At 65.6% G+C, this 25,215-nt stretch carries 24 protein-coding genes; 8 read left to right on the top strand and 16 right to left on the bottom strand.

Annotation, left to right across the window (positions count from 1 at the left end; genetic code table 11):
* The 8 genes from AC4QBL_RS11190 to AC4QBL_RS11155 all read right to left on the bottom strand — a co-directional run bounded on the left by AC4QBL_RS11190 (position 1) and on the right by AC4QBL_RS11155 (position 8,963).
* Positions 1-909: a carbohydrate ABC transporter permease gene (locus tag AC4QBL_RS11190; protein ID WP_472901180.1), complete on the bottom strand. Its 909-nt coding sequence runs from the start codon at positions 907-909 to the stop codon at positions 1-3.
* Between the two features lie 81 nt (positions 910-990).
* A complete protein-coding gene (locus AC4QBL_RS11185) occupies positions 991-2,271 on the bottom strand; it encodes an ABC transporter substrate-binding protein (protein ID WP_472906944.1) in 1,281 nt (426 codons plus the stop codon).
* A gap of 209 nt (positions 2,272-2,480) precedes the next feature.
* On the bottom strand, positions 2,481-3,464 hold the full coding sequence (locus tag AC4QBL_RS11180) for a LacI family DNA-binding transcriptional regulator (protein ID WP_472901178.1): 984 nt from the start codon (positions 3,462-3,464) through the stop codon (positions 2,481-2,483).
* Between the two features lie 251 nt (positions 3,465-3,715).
* Entirely contained in the window at positions 3,716-4,633 is a 918-nt protein-coding gene (locus tag AC4QBL_RS11175) for a carbohydrate porin (RefSeq protein ID WP_472906943.1), read from the bottom strand.
* A 386-nt stretch (positions 4,634-5,019) separates the two neighbouring features.
* Entirely contained in the window at positions 5,020-5,730 is a 711-nt protein-coding gene (locus AC4QBL_RS11170) for an ABC transporter ATP-binding protein (protein ID WP_472906942.1), read from the bottom strand.
* Positions 5,727-6,707 carry a tRNA (adenosine(37)-N6)-dimethylallyltransferase MiaA gene (miaA, locus tag AC4QBL_RS11165; protein ID WP_472901175.1) on the bottom strand — a complete coding sequence of 327 codons (981 nt, stop codon included), beginning with the start codon at positions 6,705-6,707 and terminating at the stop codon, positions 5,727-5,729. Before miaA ends, AC4QBL_RS11170 begins: the two co-directional genes overlap by 4 nt.
* On the bottom strand, positions 6,704-7,963 hold the full coding sequence (locus tag AC4QBL_RS11160; RefSeq protein WP_472906941.1) for a multidrug effflux MFS transporter: 1,260 nt from the start codon (positions 7,961-7,963) through the stop codon (positions 6,704-6,706). The genes miaA and AC4QBL_RS11160 overlap by 4 nt, the downstream gene beginning before the upstream one ends.
* A 157-nt stretch (positions 7,964-8,120) precedes the next feature.
* The gene (locus AC4QBL_RS11155) at positions 8,121-8,963 is read right to left on the bottom strand and encodes an alpha/beta hydrolase (RefSeq protein WP_472906940.1); all 843 of its coding nucleotides are present in this window, start codon (positions 8,961-8,963) and stop codon (positions 8,121-8,123) included.
* Positions 8,964-9,037: 74 nt separating this feature from the next.
* Here AC4QBL_RS11155 and AC4QBL_RS11150 point away from each other — a divergent pair, with 74 nt between their 5' ends.
* Positions 9,038-9,445 carry an HIT family protein gene (locus AC4QBL_RS11150; RefSeq protein WP_472906939.1) on the top strand — a complete coding sequence of 136 codons (408 nt, stop codon included), beginning with the start codon at positions 9,038-9,040 and terminating at the stop codon, positions 9,443-9,445.
* A 249-nt stretch (positions 9,446-9,694) separates the two neighbouring features.
* Here AC4QBL_RS11150 and gdhA read toward each other — a convergent pair whose 3' ends face one another.
* Positions 9,695-11,038, bottom strand: coding sequence for an NADP-specific glutamate dehydrogenase (gdhA, locus tag AC4QBL_RS11145; protein ID WP_472901171.1), 1,344 nt, complete (start codon positions 11,036-11,038; stop codon positions 9,695-9,697).
* 143 nt (positions 11,039-11,181) lie between these two features.
* On the bottom strand, positions 11,182-13,113 hold the full coding sequence (mutL, locus tag AC4QBL_RS11140) for a DNA mismatch repair endonuclease MutL (RefSeq protein WP_472906938.1): 1,932 nt from the start codon (positions 13,111-13,113) through the stop codon (positions 11,182-11,184).
* Positions 13,114-13,230: 117 nt separating this feature from the next.
* Here mutL and AC4QBL_RS11135 point away from each other — a divergent pair, with 117 nt between their 5' ends.
* From AC4QBL_RS11135 to AC4QBL_RS11125, 3 genes are all read left to right on the top strand, one after another.
* A complete protein-coding gene (locus tag AC4QBL_RS11135; protein WP_472901169.1) occupies positions 13,231-13,806 on the top strand; it encodes a YqaA family protein in 576 nt (191 codons plus the stop codon).
* A gap of 90 nt (positions 13,807-13,896) precedes the next feature.
* Positions 13,897-15,240 carry an aromatic ring-hydroxylating dioxygenase subunit alpha gene (locus tag AC4QBL_RS11130; protein WP_472906937.1) on the top strand — a complete coding sequence of 448 codons (1,344 nt, stop codon included), beginning with the start codon at positions 13,897-13,899 and terminating at the stop codon, positions 15,238-15,240.
* Positions 15,237-15,755: an aromatic-ring-hydroxylating dioxygenase subunit beta gene (locus tag AC4QBL_RS11125; RefSeq protein WP_472901167.1), complete on the top strand. Its 519-nt coding sequence runs from the start codon at positions 15,237-15,239 to the stop codon at positions 15,753-15,755. Before AC4QBL_RS11130 ends, AC4QBL_RS11125 begins: the two co-directional genes overlap by 4 nt.
* Before the next feature lie 290 nt (positions 15,756-16,045).
* Here the strand turns inward: AC4QBL_RS11125 and AC4QBL_RS11120 are convergent, their stop codons facing one another.
* Together AC4QBL_RS11120 and tsaE are read right to left on the bottom strand one after the other, a co-directional pair.
* Positions 16,046-17,530, bottom strand: coding sequence for an N-acetylmuramoyl-L-alanine amidase (locus AC4QBL_RS11120; RefSeq protein ID WP_472906936.1), 1,485 nt, complete (start codon positions 17,528-17,530; stop codon positions 16,046-16,048).
* Entirely contained in the window at positions 17,527-18,105 is a 579-nt protein-coding gene (gene tsaE, locus AC4QBL_RS11115; protein WP_472906999.1) for a tRNA (adenosine(37)-N6)-threonylcarbamoyltransferase complex ATPase subunit type 1 TsaE, read from the bottom strand. Before tsaE ends, AC4QBL_RS11120 begins: the two co-directional genes overlap by 4 nt.
* On the opposite strand from tsaE, the gene queG reads away from it, so the two are divergent.
* Positions 18,088-19,185, top strand: a complete 1,098-nt coding sequence (gene queG / locus AC4QBL_RS11110; RefSeq protein WP_472906935.1) for a tRNA epoxyqueuosine(34) reductase QueG — start codon at positions 18,088-18,090, stop codon at positions 19,183-19,185. The genes tsaE and queG overlap by 18 nt on opposite strands.
* Before the next feature lie 122 nt (positions 19,186-19,307).
* Here queG and AC4QBL_RS11105 read toward each other — a convergent pair whose 3' ends face one another.
* Genes AC4QBL_RS11105 through AC4QBL_RS11095 form a run of 3 tightly spaced genes read right to left on the bottom strand, consistent with a single transcriptional unit; the run spans position 19,308 to position 21,479 of the window.
* On the bottom strand, positions 19,308-19,574 hold the full coding sequence (locus AC4QBL_RS11105; RefSeq protein WP_472906934.1) for a Txe/YoeB family addiction module toxin: 267 nt from the start codon (positions 19,572-19,574) through the stop codon (positions 19,308-19,310).
* Positions 19,575-19,587: 13 nt separating this feature from the next.
* Positions 19,588-19,842, bottom strand: coding sequence for a type II toxin-antitoxin system Phd/YefM family antitoxin (locus AC4QBL_RS11100; protein ID WP_472901163.1), 255 nt, complete (start codon positions 19,840-19,842; stop codon positions 19,588-19,590).
* A gap of 38 nt (positions 19,843-19,880) precedes the next feature.
* Positions 19,881-21,479: an acyl-CoA synthetase gene (locus tag AC4QBL_RS11095; RefSeq protein WP_472906933.1), complete on the bottom strand. Its 1,599-nt coding sequence runs from the start codon at positions 21,477-21,479 to the stop codon at positions 19,881-19,883.
* Positions 21,480-21,700: 221 nt separating this feature from the next.
* On the opposite strand from AC4QBL_RS11095, the gene AC4QBL_RS11090 reads away from it, so the two are divergent.
* Genes AC4QBL_RS11090 through AC4QBL_RS11080 form a run of 3 tightly spaced genes read left to right on the top strand, consistent with a single transcriptional unit; the run spans position 21,701 to position 24,214 of the window.
* The gene (locus AC4QBL_RS11090) at positions 21,701-22,507 is read left to right on the top strand and encodes an MlaE family ABC transporter permease (RefSeq protein ID WP_472906932.1); all 807 of its coding nucleotides are present in this window, start codon (positions 21,701-21,703) and stop codon (positions 22,505-22,507) included.
* A gap of 4 nt (positions 22,508-22,511) precedes the next feature.
* Positions 22,512-23,564, top strand: a complete 1,053-nt coding sequence (locus tag AC4QBL_RS11085; RefSeq protein ID WP_472906931.1) for an MlaD family protein — start codon at positions 22,512-22,514, stop codon at positions 23,562-23,564.
* Positions 23,561-24,214 (top strand): hypothetical protein, encoded by a 654-nt coding sequence (locus AC4QBL_RS11080; protein ID WP_472906930.1) that lies wholly within the window; start codon positions 23,561-23,563, stop codon positions 24,212-24,214. The genes AC4QBL_RS11085 and AC4QBL_RS11080 overlap by 4 nt, the downstream gene beginning before the upstream one ends.
* A 51-nt stretch (positions 24,215-24,265) precedes the next feature.
* Here the strand turns inward: AC4QBL_RS11080 and AC4QBL_RS11075 are convergent, their stop codons facing one another.
* Positions 24,266-25,183 (bottom strand): AEC family transporter, encoded by a 918-nt coding sequence (locus AC4QBL_RS11075; RefSeq protein WP_472906929.1) that lies wholly within the window; start codon positions 25,181-25,183, stop codon positions 24,266-24,268.
* Between the last annotated feature and the right edge of the window lie 32 nt (positions 25,184-25,215).

The following is a 25,215-nucleotide window of genomic DNA, read 5'->3' as shown; positions in this document are numbered from 1 at the left end:
TCAGTCCTCTCCAAGTTTCATGCGGCTCAGCTTGATGGCTGCAACCGTGCACAGGCCAATGATGAGGAACAGCGCGGTGGACGCGGCCGAGCCGTAGCCCATGTAGCCGTTGTCGATCATTTCGCGCCGCACGAAGCCGGACATGGAAATGGTGCTGTTGTTGTTGGAGGTCAGTACATAGATCAGGTCGAACACGCGCAGGGCGTCGAGCAGGCGGAAGATCACGGCCACCATCAGCGCCGGCTTGATCAGCGGCAGGGTCACCTTCCAGAACACGCGCAGCGGGTGCACACCATCGACCTCGGCGGCCTCGTAGCAGTCTTTGGGCAGGGTTTGAAGCGCGGCCAAAATCAGCAGCGCCATGAACGGTGTGGTCTTCCACACGTCCACCGCCACCACGGTCCACAGCGCGTACTCGGGCTGGGCTGTCCAGGCGATCTTGTCGGTGATGATGCTGGCGTCCACCAGCCACTGGTTGATCACGCCAAACTGGTCGTGCAGCATCCAGCCCCACATCTTGGCCGACACAATCGTGGGGATGGCCCAGGGCACCAGCACGGCGGTGCGCACAAAGGTGCGGCCCTTGAAGTTCTGGTTCAGCAGCATCGCCACACCCAGGCCCATCAGGGTTTCGAGCGTGACCGATACGACGGAAAACTTCAGCGTGTTCAGAATGGCAACGCCCCAGTCGCTGGCAAAAAAGCCGTCGGTGTTGTTGGGGTTGGCGAACAGCCCGTATTCGCCAAAGTAGTTTTCAAATCCGACAAATTTCGTGACCGACAGGTCGTTGATATTGGCGTCGGTGAAGCTGAACCAGATGGTACGACCCAGCGGCCACAGGGCCACCAGCACCAGCACCAGCAGCATGGGGGCCATGAAGGTCCAGGCGGTGCGTGTCTTGTTGTTCATGATCGGTGTGTCTCCGGTTCAGACCGAGGAACGGGGCCCCGGGGCGGCAAGCCCCGGGCCCTGCGTAACCCGCGGGTCAGATCACCACTTGCCGCGCTTGACCTGGTTCAGGCGGCCTTCCAGGCGCTTGAGGCTGTCTTCGGCCGTGGACTTGCCCGACAGCACGTCGTGCGTGGCGTTCCAGAACGCCGAGCTGACCTCGGGGTATTTCGCGCCGGTGGCGGTGGCAGGGCGCGGCACGGCGCTGGTGAACACGCTGTAGAGGCTGCCAAAGAAGGGGTTGGCGGCCAACACGTCTTTGTCCTGGTACAGGGCGGCAATCGTCGGGTTGTACGAGCCCTTGATGGCGCGCATTTTCTGCACCTCGGGGCTGGTCATGTACATCACCAGATCGGCCGCTGCCGCCTGGTTTTTGGAGTATTTGCTCACCGCGAGCTGCCAGCCACCCAGGGTGGCGGCGTTCTGGCCATTGGCGCCGCCCTTGGGCAAGGCCGAGACACCGATCTTGCCGGAGATCTTGGAGTCCTTGGCATTGCCCAGCGACCAGGCGTAAGGCCAGTTGCGCATGAAGGCGGCGTTGCCGTTTTGGAACACGCCGCGGGCTTCTTCCTCGGCGTAGTTCAGCACGCCCTGGGGCGCGATGGTGCCGATCCAGGACGCAGCGGTCTTGAGCGCGGCCACGGCATTGGGGTTGTTGACGGTGACCTCGCCCTTGGCGTTGACGATGTTGCCGCCGCCGAAGCTGTGAATCCATTCCACCGCATTGCAGGAAAGACCTTCGTAGGCCTTGGCCTGAAACACAAACCCCTGGAAATCGCGGTTGCCGGCGGCGCGCTCGCCGTCCTGGATTTTCTTGGCTGTAGCGGCCATTTCGTCCCAGGTGGTGGGCGGCTTGGCACCGTATTTTTCAACCAGGTCCTTGCGGTAGAACAGCAGGCCGGCGTCGGTGAACCAGGGCATGGCCAGCAGTTTGCCGTCCACGGTGTTGTTGGCCACGATGGCTGGGAAGTGTTCCTTCTCGATACCTTTGCTGTAGGGCTTCAGGTCCAGCAGGTGGTCTTTGATCACGCCGGGCCACACCACGTCCACGTTGATCACGTCCAGGTCGGACGACTTGGCAGCGAACATCTGGCGAAACAGCGCCAGGATGTCGGTGGTGCTGTTGGGGATGGTGAACAGCTTGACTTCGTGGCCGGTTTTCTTGGCCCACTCGGACGTGGTTTGCTTGCAGAACTCGAAGTCCTGGCCCACCGATCCGCAAGAGATGGTGATGGTGGCGGCGTTGGCGCCCGCGATCCACAGCGGGGCGCTCAGTGCCAGGGCGGCCGCCTTGGCCATCAGGGCGGTTGGGTTTGGTTTCATTCGTTTGCCTCTTGGGTGTTGGTTGGTCCGATGAACTGCCAAGCGTCTGTTGCTCAGGGTGGGGCAGTGCATGGATTGAATCATTGGTGCAAACGATTGCATGATGGGGTTTTCACCTACCCAGGTGAACGTAACGCGAACGAAATTTCGTAACGGGCCTTTTGCACGCCAGCCGCGGCTGTGTGCGCGGACGGGTTTGGCGCCAGCTTTTAGCGGCTGCTTTCGCGCTCGATCAGCTCGGTGGGCAGCACCACGTTGCGTCGCGGCTGGCCGGCGATGGCCTCAAACAGCAGGTCCACCAGGGCGCGCCCGGCCAGGGCGTAGGGCTGGCGCACCGAACTCAGCGAGGGGTGCATGTGTTCGGCCAGCGCAATGTCGTCGTAGCCCACCAGCTTCACCTGCGTGGGCACGGCAATGCCGCGCTCGCTCAGGGCGCCCAGGATGGACACCGCGCACACATCGCTGCTGGCAAAAATGGCGTCGAACTCCAGTTGCTGGTCAAGCCATTGGTCGATCACGGCCCGGATGCGAGAGTCGCTGAACAAAAAAGACTGGTGCAGCCGGGGATCGGGGGTGAGTCCGGCCTCTTGCAGGGCCTTCAGATAGCCCTGGTAACGCAGGCCGGCCTCGGGGTGGTTCACATCGCCAAAAAACGCAATGTGGCGGCAGCCGCGCTCAATCAGGTGGCGCGTGGCCAGATACCCGCCCTGTAGGTTGTCGCTGCCCACCGTGGGGTACATGGCGTCGGGCAGGTTGGCCCCCCACACCGCCATGGGCACATCCATTTTGGCCAGCTGGTTCAGGCGTTCGTGCCAGGTGAGCTGGCCAATCACCACCAGCCCGGCCACCTGCCCGCTGTCGACAATGGCAGCGAGCTGCTGGGGGGCGCCTTCTTTCATGCGCGAGAGCAACAGGCTCATGCCGCGCTCGTCCAGGGCATCGGCCACCGTGCCCACCACGCTCAGCAAAAAGGGGTCGGAAATGGCCTGCATGCTGTCACCCAGAATCACCACGCCAATCGACTGCACGTCGCGCTTGCGCAGGTTGGCGGCCCCCACGTTGACACGGTAATTCAGCGAGCGCGCCAGCTCGGTGATGCGGGTGCGCGTGGCCTCTGGAATCAGGGAGCTGCCACTGAGTGCGCGCGAAACCGTGGAGGTGGACACGCCTGCCAGGCGGGCTATGTCCGTCATCTGCATCCGGCGGCGGCCCTCTGCGGGGGCCGCTGCGCTTTTGTCGGTGGGTGGTGTTGCGGATTGAACGGGTTTTGTGCGCTGCATCGCACCATTATTCCACCCGGTAAAGACCACTGTGTTGAGCCGGCAGGGGCTGAGCGACGGCACACAAAAAAGCCCGGTACCTTGCGATACCGGGCAACATGAAAAACCTTGAAGAAACGGTGGGGGCACCCTTTTTCAGGGGATGCCCCGCCTGATCAAACCGATCAGAAAGCGTAGTTGATGCGCACGCGGGCAGCCGTCTGGCCCTTGGTGCCCGTGCCGCCCTTGGCGAAGCTGATGGCCGGGGTGATGCTGGCACCCTTCACGCCCATCAATGGCAGCGTGTAGGCCGCGTAGACGGTGGTGGCTTTCTCAGCGGCGGTGTCGCCTTTGCCGTACACGAGGCCCACGCCGGCCGCGCCGATGATGGCGTTCACGCCGAAGGACTTGTCGTCTTCCTTCTTGGCGAAGTTCACGTTGACGTTGGTGTCTTTGTTCAGCTGGTAGCCAGCCGAGAGGCCCAGGCCGGTTTCAGAGTCGGTGGCGGTGCCCACCACTTTGACCGATTCCAGACCGGCCCGCAGCGTCAGTGGGCCGGCGGAGTACATCACGGCGGGGCGGAAACCTTTGGCCTGTTCAGCCTCCTTGCTGAAAACCAAGCCCAGTTCCACCCGCAGGCCAGGCGCTGCATTCAGGCCCAGGGCGCCATGGAACACGTCGCTGCCCTTGCGCCCGCGCAGGGCATTGGCCTGGTAGGGCGTGTAGCCCGCGTATTCCACCACGGTGTCTTTGCCCACCGGGAACAGGTCCATGGCTTCAAAGCGGCCCAGCTTCACGTCGGCGGTGGCATTGCCAGCCTGCACCCACAGGTCGTCCATGCCGGTGTCGCCGTCTTTTTTCAGCAGCAGGCTGGCGCGGGCGGCCACAAAAGCGTCGCCGTTGGTGGCCTTGGCACCCACGTTGAATTCCACACGGCCACCCAGCGACAAATCGCTCTTGCGATCATTGGTGGCGGGGGCGTCGATCTTGTTGATGTAGGTGGTGTCCAGTTCCAGGTTGGCGTCCAGCGCCAACTGGGCATGGGCGGCAGCGGCTGAGGCACACAGGGCGGCCACAGCGGCCAGTTTGAAGACGTTTTGCATGAGATTGCTCCAATGATGGATTGATTTTGAGGAACCTTCAGGGTGCGTAAGTTTCAAAGCGACTGAAATTCGGCAGCAAGAAAGTGGCGCTATTCGATCATTGGTGCAAACGTTTGCTCTTGGTGTAAACCCTTGAGTTATCGGATGTACCGGTTACGTAACTGAAAATTTGATGCCCATGCAACACGCAGGGAAAACCCATATGGTGCAAAGGATTGCAAAGTAATAAAGGTACATCAATAAAATTGATTTAAAAGCAGCGCCGGACTGCTCAACGCGGCAAAAGACGGGCTCTGGCGTGAGGGGGTGCGGCACGTCCAAGACGTCGCTGCGCCGTTGCGCTGCACGGGGTCGCAGGAGCGCCGGCGCCTGCCGCGTTGACCGGATCAGTTGCAGCCGGTGGCGCTCAGCCGCAGCTGGCGCTGGGCCCGCGCGGCGGCCGCTTCGGAGTGCGTGACCAGCACCAGGGCAGCGCCGGTTTGCTTGGCCTGTTGCTGCAACACATCCATCACCTGCGCGGCGGTGGTGGGGTCTAGGTTGCCGGTGGGCTCGTCGGCCAGCAGCAGGCTCGGGCGGTGCACCAGCGCGCGGGCGATGGCCACGCGCTGCAACTGGCCGCCAGACAACTGCGCCGGCAGGCGCTCACCCAGCTCGCCCAGGCCCACGGCGTGCAGCATGTGCGCCACGCGGGCTGGGTCGGGCCGCTTCAGCAGCAGCAGTGGCAGGCCCACGTTTTGGGCCACATCCAGGTGCGGTAGCACATGAAAGGCCTGAAACACAAAGCCCAGCTTCTCGCGCCGCCAGTGGGCGCGCTGGGTTTCGTTCAGCGCACCCAGGTCCACGCCGTCGTGGGTGATGGTGCCGCTGCTCCAGTCGTCCAGCGCCGCCATGCAGTTGAGCAGGCTGGACTTGCCCACACCCGACTCACCCACGATGGCCACGAATTCCCCGGGCGCCACCTGCAGGTTCACATGGCTGAACACCGGCGTGCTGCCGTAGCGCTTGCTCAGATCGCAAATGTTCAGGCTCACGGGTGTACCTTCGCCCTGCGGGCTGTAATGCGAGCTGGCCTGGGAACGGCCCGGCTCTGCGCTCATGCGGGTGGCCCCAGCAGCGCTTCGGTGTGCCGCAGCACCTGGGCCAGCGCGTCGGGTGCGTCGCAGGCAACCGCTACACGCTCGGGCATGGCGCGCAGCCAGGTGATCTGGCGCTTGGCCAGCTGGCGGGTGGCAAAAATACCGCGGTCGCGCAGGTTGGCCAGCTGGGCCGCGTGGGGTGTGTCGCCCGCAGCGTCCAGCGCTTCCCAGGCCTGGCGGTAGCCCACGCAGCGCATCGAAGGCAGGTCGGGGTGCAGGTCGCCCCGGGCGCGCAGCTGGCGCACTTCGTTCAGGAAGCCGGCCGCCAGCATGGCGTCAAAGCGCTGGGCAATGCGCGCGTGCAGCCAGGTGCGGTCGAGCGGCTCCAGCGAGAGCAGCGCGCCGGGTGCAATCGGGTTGGGGTGGGTGGCGGTCTGGCGGGTCTGGAGCGCTGAGATGGGTTGCCCTGAGACCTCAAACACCTCCAGGGCGCGTTGGATGCGTTGCGAGTCGTTGGGCGAGAGCCGCGCCGCGGTGGGGGCGTCCACCCGCGCCAGTTCGGCGTGCAGCGCGGGCCAGCCCAGCGCGCGGGCGCGGGCTTCGATGCGCTCGCGCACGGCGGCGTCGGCGCGGGGCATGTCGTCCATGCCTTGCATGAGCGCCTTGAAATACAGCATGGTGCCGCCCACCAGCAGCGGGGTGCGCCCACGGGCGCGAATGTCGACCATGAGGCGGGTTGCGTCGGCCACGAATTCGGCAGCGCTGTAGGCCTGCAGCGGGTCGCGTATGTCGATCAGGTGGTGCGGTGCTTGCGCCAGCTCGGCGGGCGTGGGCTTAGCGGTGCCAATGTCCATGCCGCGGTACACCAGCGCCGAGTCGACGCTGATGATCTCCACCGGCCAGCGCTGGGCAATGGCGAGCGACGCCGCACTTTTGCCGCTGGCCGTGGGGCCTGCGAGGGCGATGCACGCTGGCCGCGCTTCGTGTGTGGCCATCATGGGGTGGATTCCGCGGTCATTCGAGCCGCCGGTGTGGGCACCTCGCCGTGGCGCTGCACCAGCGTCCAGGCGGTGGCAGCAATCAGCACGCTCCAGAACCAGATGCCGTTGGTGAGCGGCAGCACGCTACCGCTGCCCTCGCCAATGGCGGCCAAACTTTTACCCAGCCAGCCGCCCATGAAAAAGGCCGCCACCATCATCAGAAAACCGCTCAGCGCCGAAGCCGCGCCCGCCGCCTGCGGGAACGGGCTCACCGCACCGCTCTGGCCGCAGGGCTGGTGCACGCCGTGGCCCATCATGAACAGGTAAAACGGCACCATGATGGCCCACAGGTTTTGAACCCCCATGAGCGCCATGACCCCCATGGCAGTACCGCCGGTGAGCGTGAAAAGGCCGGCAATGGCCACGGTGCGGCGCACGCCAAAGCGCAGCAGCAGGCGGCGGCAGGCAAACGTGCCCAAGATGTAGCTGAGCGACATCGACATCATCACCAGGCCGTAGCTGGTTTTGCTCAGCCCCAGCAGCTGGATGAACACAAACGACGACGCAGCCAGGAACGTGAACAGGCCGCCGTAAGACGTGGTGGCCAGCAGCGCAAACGCGATGAAAGTGGGGTGCTTCGCAATTTGAGCCCAGGTGCGCAGCAGTGTGAGCGGCTGCAGGGCACGCGGGTTTTTCTGTTGCAGGGTTTCTTCAAAGCGCCACACCAGCAGCGCCAGCGTGAGCGCGCCAAACACAGCCAGCGCCAGCAGCGCGGTGCGCCAGCCAAACAGGTCGGACAGCAGGCCGCCCAGCGGCGCACTGCCGCAGGCGATCACGCCCAGCCCGGTGAGCCCTTTGGACATGATGCGGGCGCCCTCGGTGGGGGCGTACAGGTCGCGCACGATGGCCCGCGCGCACATGACACCCGCGCCCATGGCCATGCCTTGCAGTGCACGCCAGGCAATCAGGTGTTCCATGGACGGCGAAAAGCTGCTGCCGATGGACGCCACCACAAACGCGCCCATGCCCAGCAACAAAATGGGGCGGCGACCAAAGCGGTCAGACAGCGGGCCCCACACCAGCTGCGACAGGCCAAACGACAGCAGCAGGGAGGTGAGCGTGAGCTGGGCTTGCGCCATCGGCGCGCCAAATCCGGCGGTCAGGGCGGGCAGGGCGGGCAGGTACAGATCGGTGGCAATGGGCTGCAAACCCAGCAGCAGCGACAGCACCAGCACGATCAAGCCGGGCGACATGGAAGAGAGCTTGGAAGGCATCCGGTCGAGGTTAGCAGAAGCGCCCCGGGCGGGCGGGCTGCGCGGAGCGCCACCCCCAACGCATGAAGCGGTCCGACCCAGGGCACCGCCGGGCTGGCTTTGCCAGACGGCCAGTGCCGCCCCTTGGGGGGTGACGCGAAGCGGCGCGGGGGGCGTTTTATTTCAGTCCAAACAGCTCGGCCAGCGCCACCCGGTACTGCGCCTGCCCCACCGAGTTGGTGTTGTGGTGCGAGCCACCTTCCACCAGCACAAACGCCTTGCGCCCGGTGGCTGCTTCATACAGGCGGCGCCCCAGTTCGGGGTTGATCAGGCGGTCTTGCCCGCCGTGCACCACCAGCAGCGGCGAGCCAATGTCGGGCACCCGTTTCACCGCTTCAAAGCGCTGGGTGATCAGCGGCGACACCGGCAGCCAGCCCCATTTGAAGGTGCTCACCACATCGGGGATGGAGGTGAACGTGCCTTCGACCAGGGTGCCCGCTTCGTCGCTCACCTGCGCGGCCAGTTCAATGGCGATGGCGCCGCCCAGCGAATGGCCAAAAATGTAGCGCGGGCGCCCGGGGTATTGCTGGCCCAGCCAGTCCCAGGCGGCACGCGCGTCTTCGGCGGCCAGGGTTTCAGAGGGCAGCTCGTTGGTGCTCTTGCCAAAGCCCCGGTAGTCCACCCCCAGCACCGAAAACCCCAGCTCTTGCATGCGCCGCATGCGAAAGGCCGAGCCGGTGACGTTCCAGCGCGCGCCGTGCAGGTAGAGCAACACGGGCGCGTCGGCCTGGGCATCGAAGTTTTCGTGCGGCACCCACAGGCCGTGCAATTTCACCGGCTGGCCGGTTTCTTCGGACTGGAAGTCGATCCACACATCGGCCATGCCCGCTGCGGCTTCGGCGCCGCGCGACCAGCTTCGGTCGGACGGCTGAAAGATCCACTCGCGCTGGCGCTCGTCCAGCGTGGCACAGCCGGCGAGCAGACCCAGGGCAACGATGGCGGCAAGGAACAGGCGTTTCATGGGGAGGGTGGAGGTGATCAGGCGGGGGAAAGTTCAGGGCAGAATGGCCGTATGGGCTTTCCAACACACATTCCATGATGACCGATACCGTCTTTACCCGCATCGTCCGCCGAGAAATCCCCGCCGCCATCGTGTTTGAAGACGAGCAGGTCATTGCCTTCATGGATGCTGGCCAGGTCAACCCGGGCCACGTGTTGGTGGCCACCAAGCGCCGGGTTGAAACGGTGATGGAGCTGAGCGAGGCCGAGGCCGGGCACCTGTTTGCCATCGCCACCCGGGTAGCCAAAGCCGTGCAGGCCGCGTTTCAGCCCACTGGCATGACGCTGCTGCAAACCAACAAACCCGACGGCTGGCAAACCGTGCCCCATGTGCACGTGCACGTGTTGCCCCGCCACGCCAACGACGGCGTGGGCCTGGAATGGCCGCGCAAAGACCCGCCGCTGGCGGAGCTGCAGGCGCTGGCGGCGCGCATCCAGCTTTGAAGTACGCCACTTCGGCTGGAGCCTGAAACCTGTCCGGAGTGCAGAGTTCCCACCTCAGGGCACCGCCGGGCTGGCTTTGCCAGACGGCCAGTGTCGCCCCCTTGGGGGGGGACGCGAAGCGGCGCGGGGGGAAGCCAGTATTTCCGGCGTGAAGTGCCCCACCCAGGGCACCGCCGGGCTGGCTTCGCCAGACGGCCAGTGCCGCCCCCTGGGGGGTGACGCGCCCCCAGGCGCGGCGCGGGGGGATCGTTAGATAACGCCTTGCGCCAGCATGGCGTCGGCCACCTTGACGAAGCCAGCGATGTTGGCGCCGTCGATGTAGCTCACCGAGCCGTCGGCGCGGGTGCCGTGCTTCAGGCAGGCGGCGTGAATGCCTTGCATGATCTGCAGCAGGCGGGCGTCCACTTCTTCGCGCGGCCATGACAGGCGCAGCGCGTTTTGGCTCATTTCCAGGCCCGAGGTGGCCACGCCACCGGCGTTGCTCGCTTTGCCCGGTGCATACAACACACCCGCTGCCTCAAACGCTTTGGCCGCTTCAATGGTGGACGGCATGTTGGCACCTTCGGCCACGCAGATCACGCCGTTTTTGATCAGCAGCGCAGCGTCCGCCGCGTTCAGTTCGTTCTGCGTGGCGCAGGGCAAGGCCACGTCCACCGGCACATGCCATGGCGTCACGCCGGCTTCAAACTTCACACCGGTGCGGGCGGCGTAATCGCCCACGCGGCCGTACAGGTGGTTTTTCACGTCCATCAAGATCGCCAGCTTTTCGGGCGTGAAGCCGTCTTCGTCCACGATGGTGCCGCTGGAGTCGGACACGGTGATGACCTTGGCGCCCAGCGCCATGGCTTTTTCCACCGCGTACTGTGCAACGTTGCCCGAGCCCGACACGCTCACGCGCAGGCCGTCAAACGAGCGGCCCTTGGCCTTGAGCATTTCGTCGGCGAAATACACCGTGCCGTAGCCCGTGGCTTCGGGGCGGATCAGCGAGCCGCCAAAGCTCATGCCCTTGCCGGTGAACACACAGTCGGCGCGGTTGCTCAGTTTTTTGTACATGCCGGCCATGTAGCCCACTTCGCGGCCACCCACGCCAATGTCGCCCGCGGGCACATCGGTGTCGGCGCCCACATGGCGGAACAGTTCGCTCACAAACGCCTGGCAGAAGCGCATCACTTCGGCCGGGCTCTTGCCTTTGGGGTCGAAGTCGGAGCCGCCTTTGCCGCCGCCCATGGGCAGGGTGGTGAGGGCGTTTTTGAAGGTCTGTTCAAACGCCAGAAACTTCAGCACCGACAGGTTGACCGAGGGGTGAAAGCGCAGGCCGCCCTTGTACGGGCCAATGGCCATGCTGTGCTGGATGCGGTAGCCCTTGTTGACCTGCACGTCGCCGTGGTCGTTGACCCACGAGACGCGGAACATCACCACGCGCTCGGGCTCGACCAAGCGGTCCAGCAGCCCTTGCTCTGCGTATTTGGGGTGGGCCGCAATGAAGGGCCACAGGCTTTCCATCACTTCCGTGACGGCTTGCAGGAATTCGGGTTGGCCGGGGTTGCGCTGCTCAACGTGGGCGAGGAAATCGTGAACCGATGCGTACTTCATAGTGTCGTGCTCCAAATAAGTGCATGACATTATGCAAAACTGGCATTTCGCCAAGTAAAACGCTCGCGAATGGTGCGAAAGACTTGCTTATGGTGCGTGAAGTGGGTGGGTAAACCCGGGTGTTGCCATGGTTTGGTGCGGTTTCAGCGCCCGCGCAAAAACAGCGCGTCCAGTTCCTTCATGCCCACCTGGCGCCAAGTCGGGCGCCCGTGGTTGCATTGGTCTGAGCGCTCGGTGGTTTCCATCTGGCGCAGCAGGGCGTTCATCTCGTCCAGCGTGAGGCGGCGGTTGGCGCGCACCGCGCCGTGGCAGGCCATGGTGGCCAGCAGCTCGTTGCGGGCGCGTTGCACCACGGTGCTCGCTTCGTGCTGGGCCAGCTCGGCCAGCACGCTGCGCGCCAGTTCCACCGGGTCGCCTTGCGCCAGCGTGGTGGGCACGGCCCGCACCGCCAGTGTTTTGGGTGAAAACGGCACCACCTCCAGGCCCAGCATGGCCAGCACCACGCCGCTGTCCTCGGCGGTGGCCACTTCTTGTGGCGTGGCGGCAAAGGTGGCCGGTATCAGCAGCGGCTGGCTGGCCAGCTGCTCGTCGTCCAGTTGCTGCTTCAGGCGCTCGTAAACGATGCGCTCGTGTGCAGCGTGCATGTCCACCACCACCAGGCCCTGCGTGTTTTCGGCCAATATGTAAACGCCCTGCAACTGCGCAATGGCCCGGCCCAGCGGCCATTCACCGGCGGGCAGGGCTTGCGGTGTGGCGGGTGCCGGGGCGCCAGCGGGCGCAGCTTGGGTCAACGCTGCGTCCTCAGTGCCGCGGGGGGCCTCTGCCCCGCGCGCTGCAAGCGGCCCTGGCTGGGCGCCCCACAGCGCGCCGAGATCGCTCACGCGGTGACCCACCTCGGGTTCGCGGTGCTGCCATGCCAGGGCTTGCTGGTCTCGGGGCGGCTGCCAGGCAGCTTGCTCACCGGCGGGTGCGGCTGGGGCCGTATGGCCCGTTGCGGCCACTGCGCCAGCCGATGAGCGCGGTGCGGCCAGGGCCGACTCCACCGCACGGCGCACGCCTTGGTGCACCTCGCGGCTGTCGCGAAAACGCACCTCAATCTTGGTCGGGTGCACGTTCACGTCCACCCGGGTCGGGTCGAGCGACACAAACAGCGCATACACCGGCTGGCGGTGTCCGTGCAGCACGTCCTCATATGCGCTGCGGGCGGCGTGGGTGATCACCTTGTCGCGCACATAGCGGCCGTTCACATACGCAAACTGCCAGTCGCTGCGCGAGCGGGCCGCGTCGGGCACGCCGGCAAACCCCCACACGCGCAGGCGCTGCGGCATGTCGCCGTCTCCGTCGTCGGGCTCGGCGGGCAGGTCCAGCGGCCAGTCCAGCGGCACGGCTTGTTCTACAAAATCTTCGCCCAGCACATCGGCCAGGCGCTGGCGCAGGGCGCCGGTGCCGCCACCGTCCACCGCGCGCCACTGCGCCACCAGCTTGCCGTCGTGCCAGATGGCAAAGCCCACCTCGGGGTGGGCCAGCGCGTGGCGGCGCACCGCCTCCACACAGTGGGCCAACTCGGTGGCGTCGGTTTTCAGAAACTTGCGCCGGGCGGGTGTGGCAAAAAACAGCTCGCGCACTTCCACCGTGGTGCCCACGTTGCGCGCTGTGGGTTGCAGTTCACCGCTGCGCCCGTCCAGCAGCCAGCCGTGGGGTTCGTCGGCGGTGTCCACCCGGGTCAGCAACGACACTTCGGCAATCGAGCAAATGGCGGCCAGCGCCTCACCCCGAAAACCCATGGTGCCCACCGACTCCAGGTCGGCCAGGCTGGCAATTTTGCTGGTGGCGTGGCGCTTGAGCGCGGTGGGCAGTTCGCTGCGCAAAATGCCGCAACCGTTGTCTTCCACGCTGATCAGCCGTACGCCGCCGGCCTGCAGCCGCACGGTGATCTGGGTGGCACCGGCGTCGAGCGCGTTGTCCAGCAACTCGCGCACCACCGAAGCGGGGCGTTCCACCACCTCGCCCGCAGCAATCTGGCTGATGAGTTCGTCGGGCAATTCCCGTATGGGGCGGCGTGGGGGCGTGGTCATGCGCGGAATTGTAGGTTTAGCGCCTGTGACCTTTGCCCCCACCGGCTGTTTCGGCCGCTGCAGGCCAGAACCCCTGCAGCCCCATAATTGGCAGGTTTTGTCTCCACTGCACGCTTCATGAAACTGTTTGGCCCCCTCTACGACCGCGTGCTCGCCTGGAGCCGCCACCCCAAAGCGCCCTGGTTTCTGGGTTTTCTGAGCTTTGCGGAGTCTTCCTTTTTTCCCATTCCGCCCGATGTGATGCTGGCCCCGATGGCGTTGGCGCGACCGAAATCGTGGTTCCGGCTGGCGCTGCTCACCACCTTGACGTCGGTGCTCGGCGGGCTCTTGGGCTACCTGATCGGCTGGGCGGCCATGGACGCTGTCATGCCCTGGGTCGAACGCATGGGCTACGCGCCCAAACTGGCGCACGCACAGCTGTGGTTTGAGCAGTGGGGCTTCTGGGCGGTGCTGCTGGCGGGGTTTTCGCCCATTCCCTACAAAGCCTTCACCATCACCGCCGGTGGCCTGGGCATGGCGCTGCTGCCGTTCACGCTGGCCTCGTTCATTGGGCGTGGCGGGCGCTTCTTTCTGGTGGCGTTTCTGATGGCCCGCTTTGGCCCGGCGGCTGAAGCCAAGCTCAAACCCGCCATCGAATGGTTGGGCTGGGGTACGGTGGCTCTCGCAGCAATTGCTTACCTGGTGCTGCGCTGAAGCCTGCCCAGCGCGGGCCCGCGCTGCGGGGCTGGCCTTATTGCTAAGTAGGCGTATCATTTTCTCTTCGACACCTGTGCGTGAGGAGACATGAACACATCGAACGAAACCGCTCGCTGGAGCGAGCCCGGCACCAGCCGCGTGCCCTTCTGGGCCTACACTGACCCATCCTTGTACCAGCGCGAGCTGGAACGCCTGTTTTACGGCCCGCACTGGTGCTACGTGGGCCTGGCGGTGGAGATCCCCAACACCGGCGACTACAAGCTGAGCTGGGTGGGCGAGCGCCAGGTGATCATGGTGCGCGACCGCGTGGCCCCCAAAGATCGCGAAACCGATCCTGGCATTCGGGTGGTGGAAAACCGCTGCGCCCACCGCGGCGTGCGCTTTTGCCAGCCGCCCATGGACGGGCAGGTGGGCAACGCGCGCAGCTTTGTGTGCCCCTACCACCAGTGGACCTACAAGCTCAACGGCGACCTCGCCGGCCTGCCCTTCAAAGACGGCGTGAAAGCGCAGGGACCCGCAGGCGAATGCGTGCACGGCGGCATGCCCGAAGGCTTTGACATCAAGCAAAACGGCCTGACCAAACTGCGTGTGGCCGTGCTGCACGGGCTGGTGTTTGCCACCTTCAGCGAGGAAGCCGAGCCGCTTGAGGACTACCTGGGCCCGGCCGTCATGCCCTGGCTCGACCGCCTGTTCAAAGGCCGCCAGCTGCAGCTGCTGGGCTACAACCGCCAGCGTATTCCGGGCAACTGGAAGCTGATGATGGAGAACATCAAAGACCCCTACCACCCAGGGCTGCTGCACACCTGGTTTGTCACCTTCGGCCTGTGGCGCGCCGACCAGAAAAGCCGCATGGTGATGGACGCGCAAGGCCGCCACGCGGTGATGATCTCGCGCCGCAACGACGGCGGCCAGAGCGCCGTGACCGAGGGCGTGACCAGCTTCAAGGCCGACATGACGTTGCACGACGCGCGCCTGCTCGACGTGGTGCCCGAGCCCTGGTGGACCATCGACGACCCGCAGAACCCCGGCCAGACCATCACGCCCACGGTGACCATGATCACGCTGTTCCCCAGCGTGATCGTGCAGCAGCAGGTGAATTCGCTGAGCACCCGCCACATCGTGCCGCGCGGCGCCGGCGAGTTTGACTTTGTGTGGACGCACATCGGCTTTGCCGACGACACGCCCGAGATGACCCAGCGCCGGCTGCGCCAGGCCAACCTGTTTGGTCCGGCCGGTTTTGTGAGCGCCGACGACGGCGAGGTGATCGAGTTCAGCCAAGACGGCTTCAAACAATGGGGCGAAGACGGCGCCACGCTGGTGGAGCTGGGCGGCACCGCCAACGGCATTGGCGAGCCGCCCACCGAGCACATGGTGACCGAAACCCTGATCCGCGGCATGTACGCCTACTGGAAGAAAGCGATGGACCTGTGAACACGACCGAGCTTGTCGGCCAGGCCGACCTGCAGAGCCTGCTGCTGCACCACGCCATTGACCGCTTCAACGCCGACTACGCCGCCGCGCTGGACCAGCGCCGCTTCGACGCCTGGCCCGAGTGCTTCACGGAAGACGCCCGGTACTGGGTGCAAGCGCGTGAAAACTTCGACCGTGGTTTGCCCCTGGCCCTGCTGGCGCTGGAAAGCCAGGGCATGCTGCGCGACCGCATTTACGGCACCAGCCACACCATTTACCACGGCCCCTACTACACGCGCCATGTGGTGAGCCCGGCGCGCGTGACCGCAGCGGGCGCCGGCACAGCGGCAGACCCGGTGCGCGCCGAAGCGCACTACGCGGTGTTTCGCACCAAACCGGGCAGTGTGAGCGAGGTCTACAACGTGGGCCGCTACATCGACGCTTTTGTGCACACCAGCGCGGGGCTGAAGCTGCAAGAGCGCCGCTGTGTGTACGACAGCGAAATGGTGTTGAACTCGCTGATCTACCCGATCTGAGCCCGCAGCCCGCTGACCCCTCAATATCCGTTCGCCCTGAGCTTGTCGAAGGGCTCGCCCAACGGCCCGGGCAAAGGCTTCGACAGGCTCAGCCCGAACGGTGGGCGGGTGCCCTGCGCCCGCAACAACCTCCGTTAGCCCAGAGCCTGTCGAAGGGCCCGCCCAACGGCCCGGGCAAAGGCTTCGACAGGTTCAGCCCGAACGGTGGGCGGGTGCTTTGCGCCTGCAACAACCTCCGTTCGCCCTGAGCTTGTCGAAGGGCTCGCACAGGCCTACCGCAGGTGCCAGCGTCACATCTGCCGGGTGCGCGCCAGCGGCGGGTTTTGCGAAAAGTAGCGCACGATGCCTTTCAACAGGGCATCGGACAGCTCGGTCTGGTAGGCCACGCTCTTCAGGCGCAGCTCTTCTTCCGGGTTGCTGATGAACGCCGTTTCCACCAGCACGCTGGGAATGTCGGGCGCTTTCAGCACCGCAAACCCGGCCTGTTCCACGCGCGGCTTGTGCAGTTTGCCCACGCGGCCCACCTCGCCCAGCATGGCGCTGCCGAGCTTCAGGCTGTCGTTGATTTGCGCGGTGGTGCTCATGTCGAGCATGGCGCGCTGCACGGTGGCGTCTTTGGCCTTCACGTTCAGCCCGCCCACCAGGTCGGCGGCGTTTTCCTTGTTGGCCATCCAGCGCGCCGAGGCGCTGCTGGCACCCCGTGTGCTCAGAGCGTAAACGCTGGCGCCTTGTGGGCGCGGGGTATAGAAAGCGTCGGCATGCAAGCTGATGAACAGGTCGGCCTGCACCCGCTGCGCCTTTTGCACCCGCACATGCAGTGGCACGAAGAAGTCGGCGTCGCGGGTGAGGTAGGCGCGCATGGGGTTGCCGTTCACCCGGGTGGCGTTGATGCGGTCGCGCAGGCGCAAGGCAATTTGCAGCACCACGTCTTTTTCATACGTACCGCCGGGCCCAATGGCGCCCGGATCTTCGCCGCCGTGGCCGGGGTCCAGCGCCACGATGATCAGGCGCTCGGTGGTGCGGCCGGTCTGCACCGCCTGTTTGGCCGGGCTGCCACCGGGGTTGGCGCTCACGGTGGCGCCCACCCCGGCGCGGTCGGTGCCGGGGCGTGTGCGCGGGGTGCTGGCCGTCACGGTGGGCGCGGGTATGCGGCCGGGGGCCACACCGGGGCGCTCGCGCAGCGCAATCAGGGCGCCCAGCGGGTCCACCGTGGTGTCGGGCACCGGCGCAGGGCCGGGCGCCTGTGCGCTGGCCATGGCACCCGTTTCCAGGCCCAGCAAGCGCGCTGCGCGTTCGCTGGCCTCGTCCAGTTCTTTCACGCGCTGGCTGATCAGTTGTTCCAGCGGGTCGGGTGCGTTCAGCGGGTAAAGGTCAAACACCAGGCGGTGCTGGTAAGCCGCTACCGGCTCCAGGCTGAACACCTGTGGGCGAATGGGCTGTTTCAGTTCCAGCACCAGCCGCACGGTGTTGCCCGCGCCCTGCGCCACGCGGATACCCGCAATGTTGGGGTCGTTGGTTTTCAGTTGGCCCACCAGCTCGCTCAGGCCGGCCACCAGGTCAATGCCTTCCAGGTCCACCGCCAAGCGGCTTGGGTCGCTGCTCAGGGTCTGGCGCACTTTGAGCGCACCGTCCGACTCGATGGTGACGCGGGTGTAGTCTTCGGCCGGCCACAGCCGCACCGCCACCACGCTGGCGCCGTGCGCAATGTGCTGCACGCCCAGCAGCAGCACCAGCGTGCCGGCGCGCAGCAGCGTGCGGCGTTCGATGTTGCTCATGCTGTTACAGCGGCCAGCAAACAACGGCCCGCTGGCGTGCGTGCGCTCAGCCGCACCAGGCGGGCTTCGTCGGGTTCGGCGTCGGTCGGGTGGGTGTGGCTCATGTCGTCGGGTTGGATGTCGATGTCGAGGTCGACCACGGGCAGAAAGGCGCCTGCGCGTTCGGGCCACTCCACCAGCTTGAGACCCGGCGTGGCGAAAAGTTCGCGAAAACCCGCATCTTCCCATTCTCGCGGGTCGTTGAAGCGGTAGAAGTCAAAGTGCCAGATCAGCAGCGGCTCGCCCGGCGGCATCAGCGGACAGTCGATGGCGCTGTGCGGTTCCACCACCGCATAGGTCGGGCTTTTGATGCGCCCGCGCACGCCCAGCGCCCGCAGCAGGTGGCGCACAAAGGTGGTCTTGCCGGCGCCCAGATCACCGTGCAGCGCCAGCGTGGCGTGCGCCAGGGCGGGGCAGGCGGCCAGCTGGCGGGCAAAGGCCTCGGTGTCGGCCTCGGTAGCCCAGCGCCCTTGCCAGGCCAGGCCAGGGGTTTCGGGCGTTTCTACAATGGACGGAACATGAAGTCCGGTTTTGATGCTGCTCAACTCGTCTCACAGATACAGGCCTGGGGCCGGGAACTCGCATTTTCCCAAATTGGCGTGGCCGGTGTCGACCTTTCGGCAGCCGAACCCGGTTTGCAGGCCTGGCTGGACGCGGGTTTCCATGGCGACATGGCCTACATGGCCAGCCACGGCATGAAACGGGCCCGCCCGGCCGAGCTGGTGCCGGGCACCGTGAGCGTGATCACCGCCCGCATGGACTACCTGCCGCAAGCCACACCCGAAGGCTGGCAAACCACCGAACTGGCGCGCCTGCAACGCCCTGGCGAAGCGGTGGTGTCCCTCTACGCCCGGGGCCGCGACTACCACAAGGTCTTGCGCAGCCGCTTGCAAAAACTGGCCGAGCGCATCGCTTTGGAAGTGGGCCCGATGGGCCACCGCGTGTTCACCGACTCGGCCCCCGTGCTCGAAGCCGAACTGGCGCAGCGCAGCGGCCAGGGCTGGCGCGGCAAACACACGCTGGTGCTCAACCGCGAGGGCGGCTCGATGTTCTTCCTGGGCGAGATCTACCTGGACATCGCCCTGCCGCCCAGCGAGCCGGTAACCGACCACTGCGGCGCCTGCACCGCGTGCATCGCCGTGTGCCCCACCCAGGCCATCCTGGGCCCACAACGGCTGGACGCGCGGCGTTGCATTTCGTATCTCACGATCGAGCACGCAGGGCCCATCCCCGAGGAACTGCGCCCACTGATCGGCAACCGCATTTACGGCTGCGACGACTGCCAGCTGGTGTGCCCGTGGAACAAGTTCGCGCAGCGCAGCCCCTTGCCCGACTTCGACCCGCGCGAAGGCCTGGCGGGCTCAACACTCACCGAGCTGTTTGCCTGGAGCGAAGACGAATTTCTGCGCCGCACCGAAGGCAGTCCCATTCGCCGCATCGGGCACGAGCGCTGGTTGCGAAATATGGCCGTAGCGATGGGGAATGCGCTGCGGGTGGCGGACGACCCGGCGGTGCGGTCTGCGCTGGCCCAGCACCTGCAGCACCCCAGCGCCACGGTGCGCGAACATGTGGTGTGGGCGCTGGCGCAGGCCGCTTCGGTCCGGGTTGAAGCATGACGCCCGTGCGGCTCGATAAAAACGCTAGCAGCCAAATCGACCGATTCAAACCAGGCTGATCTGATCGCTTGTTTGCACGATCGGCGAAACCCGTTGAGCGATCCGCGCAGCCCGTGCGGCGCTCAATCGTCGTAATGGCCTCGGCACGCAATCACGTCCAGGTCGGCATCGTCTGCCGCATAGACCAGCCGGTGCGTTTCATCAATCCGCCTGGACCAGTACCCGCTCAGGTTGCCCAGCAAAGGCTCGGGCTTGCCGATGCCAACAAATGGGTCTCGCGCAGTCGCTTCAATCAAGGTGTTGATGCGCTTGAGCGTCTTTCTGTCCTGGCCTTGCCAGTGGGTGTAATCGTCCCAGGCCGCCGGGGTGAAACGAATGGAGCGCGCCATGGTCGGTGACAAGTCAGTCTTTGGCCAGCTCGCGCCGGCTGGCTTTGCCCGCCTTGTGCTGCGCAATCGATTTGGCCAAGTGCGCGGCATTGGCCGGGGTGGAGAGCAGGTGCATGGTTTCCATGATGCTCTCGTAATGGTCCAGCGACATCACCACGGCATCGGCCCCATCCCGACGGCTGATCACCGTCACATCAGCGTCTTCGTGCACACGATCCAGCACCGTTTTCAATGCGCTGCGTGCTTCGGAATAGGTCACGATTTTCATGATAAAAGCCCATCACACTTGTACAAAAAATTGTGCAATTATAGGCGGTTATGGGTGGAGTGGAGTGACTGTATTTCCAGCCCATGGCTTTTACGCAGCTCCCGTTTCAGCAGCTTGCCGCTCGGGTTTTTGGGCAGCGTGTCGGTAAACACCACGCGTTTGGGGCACTTGAAGTGCGCCATGTGTGCGTTGCAGTGCGCCAGCACCTCGGCTTCGCTCAGCGCCTGGCCCGCTTTCACCACAATCACCGCCGTCACGGCCTCCACCCACTTCGGATCGGGCAGGCCAATCACCGCCACCTCGCTCACGGCCGGCAGGCGGTAAATCATTTCTTCCACTTCCCGGCTGGCCACGTTTTCGCCGCCGGTTTTGATCATGTCCTTCTTGCGATCCACCACGGTGATGAAGCCCTCGTCGTCGATCACGGCCAGGTCGCCGCTGTGGAACCAGTCGCCTTCAAAACTGGCGGCGGTGCGCTCGGGGTCGTTGAAATAGCCCAGCATCAGGTGCGGCGAGCGGTGCACGATTTCACCGACCTCGCCCACAGCCACGTCCTGCATGGCGTCGTTCACCACGCGCGTTTCCACGTTGAGCACGGCCTTGCCGCACGAGCCGGGTTTGCGCAGCTGGTCGTCTGGGCCGAGCATGGTGGCCAGCGGGGCAATTTCGGTCTGGCCATACAGGTTCCACAGCCGCACGTTCGGCAGGCGCGTGGCCAGCTCTTTCAGCACCTCCACCGGCATGATGGACGCGCCGTAGTAGCCCTTGGTCAGGCTGCCCAGTTTGGTGGCGTCAAACAGCGGTGAGCGCAACAGCGCAATCCACACCGTGGGTGGCGCAAAAAAGCTGGTGATCTGGTGCTGTTCAATCAGCGCCAGCAAGTTGTCGGGCACCGGTTTGCTGGTGATCGCGTTGCTGCTGCCGATGTAAATGGCCGGGCCGAAGAACACGTCGAGCTGGGCGCAGTGGTACAGCGGCAGGGCGTGCAGGGTGCGGTCGGACTCGGCAATTTCGGCATTGATCACGCAGCTCACGTACTGCCACAGCACCGCGTCGTGCGTAAGCATGGCGCCTTTGGGGGTGGACTCGGTGCCGCTGGTGTAAACAATCTGGGCCAGGTCAAAGCTGCCCAGCGCCACGTCGGGCATAGGCTCATGGCACGCGGCCAGTGCGTCGAACGCGTGCATGCCGGGCGCGGGCTCACTCGGGTCTTCGCTGGGCAGCCAGATGAACTGCTGCACCTGCGTGTCCAGCGCCGAGGCTTCGCGTGCCAGCGCGGCCAGGCCGCTGTCGGTGGCCAGCGTTTTGGCACCCGCGTGGCGCAAGATGTACGCCACCTCGTCGGCCTTGAGCATGAAGTTGATGGGCACCATCACCGCGCCCCGGCGGGCCAGCGCAAAGCGCAAGGCGGCAAAGCCGTGCGAGTTGCGCGCCAGCACGGCCACCTTGTCGCCGGCCATCACACCGATGGTGTGCAGCCCGGCGGCGAGCCGGGTGACCAGCGCGTCAAACTCGGCATAGGTCCAGCGGGTGGTGCCGCAGACGATGGCGGTTTTGGCCGGCAGGCGAACGGCGGTGCGGTGCAGGGCGTCGGCAATGGTCTGGCGGCGCACCACGGGGTGAAGGCTGTGTGGCATGTGAAACGTCCTCTTTGGGCGGCGCAACCACCCGCGCGCTGGCGGTGGTTGGTTGAATGGTTTGTGGGGGTGTTGTCAGGCCACGATTGAAAACGAAATGCCCCCAACCGCCATGCTGGTTTACACCAGCGTGCTGTCACCTGCGCGCAGACGGAGCCGGTGCGTGCGCACGCATTGACGCGCCACAACAGGGCGTGTGGTGCGGGGGCTATCATGCCGCCATGGACCCTGTCTCAACCACCCAGAAAACGCTCAACCAGTGGGGCCAACGGGTGCGCGCCACCTGGACCAACTGGTGGCAGGTGTTGCTGCTGGGCGCGCAAATCGTGGTGCTGGCGTTTATGCCGTCGAGCTACCAGCGCGGCGCGCAGCGTGCGGCGGTGTTGCGCAACCTGTACCAGGCCACCGCGCCGCTGCTGACCTGGTTTCTGGTGCTCTCGGCGCTCATCAGCGTGGTGCTGATCCGCATTGTGGTGGCCACCGCCTTCAGCTACGGCCTGTCGCAATACGCGCTGGAGGTGCTGGTGCGCACCCTGGTGCTGGAGCTGATTCCGCTCTACGCCGCCATGTTTGTGGCGGTGCGCTACGCCATGCCGGGTGCGCAGCGCATACGCAAGCTGCTGGCCGAGCAGCAGCGCAACGGCGTTGAAACCAGCGACCAGACCCTGCTGCGCACCGAGCTGCTGCCGCGCGCGCTGGCCACGGTGTTTTCGGTGCTGTTGCTGGCGGCGGTGAGCTGCGTGGTGGCGCTCGTGCTGGCCTACCTCACGGTCTATGGTTTTTCGCCCTGGGGCTTTCCGTCTTACACGCGCAGCGTGGGCAGCGTGTTCACGCCCGCCGTCACGCTCATCTTCACCCTCAAGACCCTGTTTTTCAGTCTCGCCGTGGCGGTGGTGCCGCTGGCCGCCAGCGCCCAGCGCGACGCACAAGGCCGCTACAGCCGGCGCAGTGACATTTCGGAATTTGCCCGCCTGTTTTCGGTGGTGCTGCTGATTGAAGTGCTGTCGCTGGTTGGCAACTATTACTGACCCCATGAACGCCACAAACCCACCCGTGCCCGTGCCCGAGCCCGACCCGCCGCTGCGTTTGACGCCCGAGCCACCAGAGCCGCCACCGCCGGTGAAGAACCTGGAGGTCAAGGCGGCGCTGCTGTTGTTGCTCATGCTGGTGCTGGTGGTGGGCTCGGCGCTGTATGTGCTGTACGCGCGCGGTGCCTTTGAGCGCACCCAGCGGCTGGTGCTGGTGTCCGACGATATTGAAGGCGTGGTGGTGGGTATGGACATGACCTTTGCCGGCTTTGCCATTGGCCGCGTGGCCCGGGTGGAGCTGGGCGACGACGGCAACGCCCGCATCTTAGTGGACGTACCCAGCAAAGACGCGCGCTGGCTGCGCACGTCCAGCATCTTCACCATGGAACGCAGCCTGGTGGGCAGCACCCGCATACGCGCCTACAGCGGCGTGCTGGAAGACCCGCCGCTGGAAGATGGCGCAGAGCGCACCGTGCTGCGCGGCGACGCGGCGGCTGAAATACCCAAGCTCACGGCGTCCATCAGAGACCTGCTGGACAACCTGAATGCGCTCACCAAGTCCGACGCCGCCCTGGCCCAGAGCCTGACCAACCTGCAGCAGACCACAGAAAAACTTAATGGACCGCAAGGTGCCATGGGTGTGCTGCTGGGCAACGAAGCTGACGCGAAAAAGATCAGCGAGGCGCTGACCCGCAGCAACGCCCTGCTGGCCCGCGCCGACACCCTGGTAGCGCGGTTGGACGGGCTGTTGAAAAACGCCGACCGCCAGGTGTTTGGCGAAGGCGCCGCCCCCGGCCAGGGCGGTCTGGTGACCGACGCGCGCGCCACGGTGCAGCAGCTCAACGGCCTGCTGGGCGAAGCCCGCGGCAGCTTGCAGCGGGTGGACGCGGTGCTGGTGGAAGCCCAGGCCATTGCCAGCAACACCCGCGAAGCCACGGTGGACCTGGGCGCGCTGCGCGCCGAGGTGGAAGCCAGCCTGCGCAAAGTGGACAGCCTGGTCAACGAAGTCAACCGCAAGTGGCCGTTTGCCCGCGACACCGAGATCCGTTTGCCATGAACACACGTTTGTTGACTCTGTGCCTGGCGCTGGGTTTGGCCGCCTGCAGCAACACACCGCCGCCGCCCGACTGGCAGATGAACGCCAAGAGCAGCCTGGAGCGCGCCGCAGACGCCTGGCTCAGCGGCAACAGCGCCATTGAAGCGGTGGAATTTGCCCGCGCCCGCAGCGAAGTGGCGCGCACCGGCCAGCCCGAGCGGGTGGCCCGTGTGGAGCTGCTGCGCTGCGCCACGCGGGCGGCCTCGCTGGTGTTTGAACCCTGCACCGGTTTTGAGGCGTTGGCCACCGACGCCGCGCCCGCCGAGCAGGCCTACGCTCGCTACCTGGCCGGCCAAGCGCGGGCGGCTGACGCGCCCCTGCTGCCCGATGCCCATCGCTCATTGACGGTGGCCACCGCGCCAGAGAGCGCTCTGGCCAACATCAAAGACCCGCTCTCGCTCCTGGTGGCTGCGGGCGTGCTGTTGCAGCGCGGCGCCGCCAGCCCAGCCGTGGTTGCGGTGGCGGTGGATACCGCTTCAGCCCAAGGCTGGCGCCGACCGCTGCTGGCCTGGCTGCAGGTGCAGCAGGCGCGGGCACAGGCGGGCGGTGCGGTGGAAGAAGCCGCTCGGCTTCAGCGGCGTATCGACCTGGTGTCGCCCGCCAAAAAGTAAGCGGGTACGGTGGGAACTTCGCAAAGGGCTCAAAGCTGCGGTTGCTGAGGCTCAGCCCCTCAGCGGCCCCAGCACCCCCAGCGCAAACGGCAGACTGGCCATGCCCAACAGGGTGGACAGCGTGACCAGCCCCGCCACATAAGGGCCGTTGTAGCCCATACGTGCCGCCAGCACGTAGCAGCTGGACGCGGTGGGCACGGCCGAAAACATGAGCAACACGGTGGTCTGGGTGGCGTCCAGCTTGAACAGCAGGGCCAGGCCAAACGCCATGAGGGGCATGCCCAAGTGTTTCACCGACAGCACCATCACACCCAGCGTTTTGGCCGATGCGAGGGTGCCAAACTGCATGCCGGCGCCGGCGGCCATGAGGCCCAGCGCCAGCGACGCCTGACCAATGCGGTTCACCGTGGGTTCCAGCCACACCGGCATGGAAAACCCGAGCAGGTTGGCCACGAGGCCGCTGGCGGTGCCAATGATCAGCGGGTTGCGCACCAGCTCGCGCACAAAGCCCTTGCCGGCGTGGCGCGCCATGGGCCACACGGCGCCCACGTTGAACAGCGGCACGCACACGCCAATCAGCACCGCAATCATCAGCAGCCCTTGCGGCCCGGCCACCTTGTCGGCCAGCGCCAGCGCAATGAACGAGTTGAACCGGAACCCCACCTGGGCGCTGGCCGCGTGCAGCCGCACGTCCAGCTTGTTGCCCAGCCACGGCCAATAGGGCAATGAGTAGCTGAGCGCAATGGCCGCCACGCCCAGCGACAGGCCAGCCCCCATGAGGCTGGAGGCGGCAGACAAGTCCAGCGGGCTTTTCACAATGGAGTGAAACAGCAGCACCGGAAACAGGAAGTAATAGACCAGGCTTTCCACCTGCGACCACACGCCGCGGTTGAGCGCGGTGAAGCGGCACAGCAGGTAGCCAATGAGGATGAGCGAGAAGTCGGGGAAGAGGAGTTGGGCGAAGTTCACGCGGGGAGCATAGCAATGGCCACAAGGGCAAG

The organism is Hydrogenophaga sp. L99, assembly GCF_058731905.1.
This window is presented reverse-complemented; position numbering and strand designations above follow the sequence as displayed.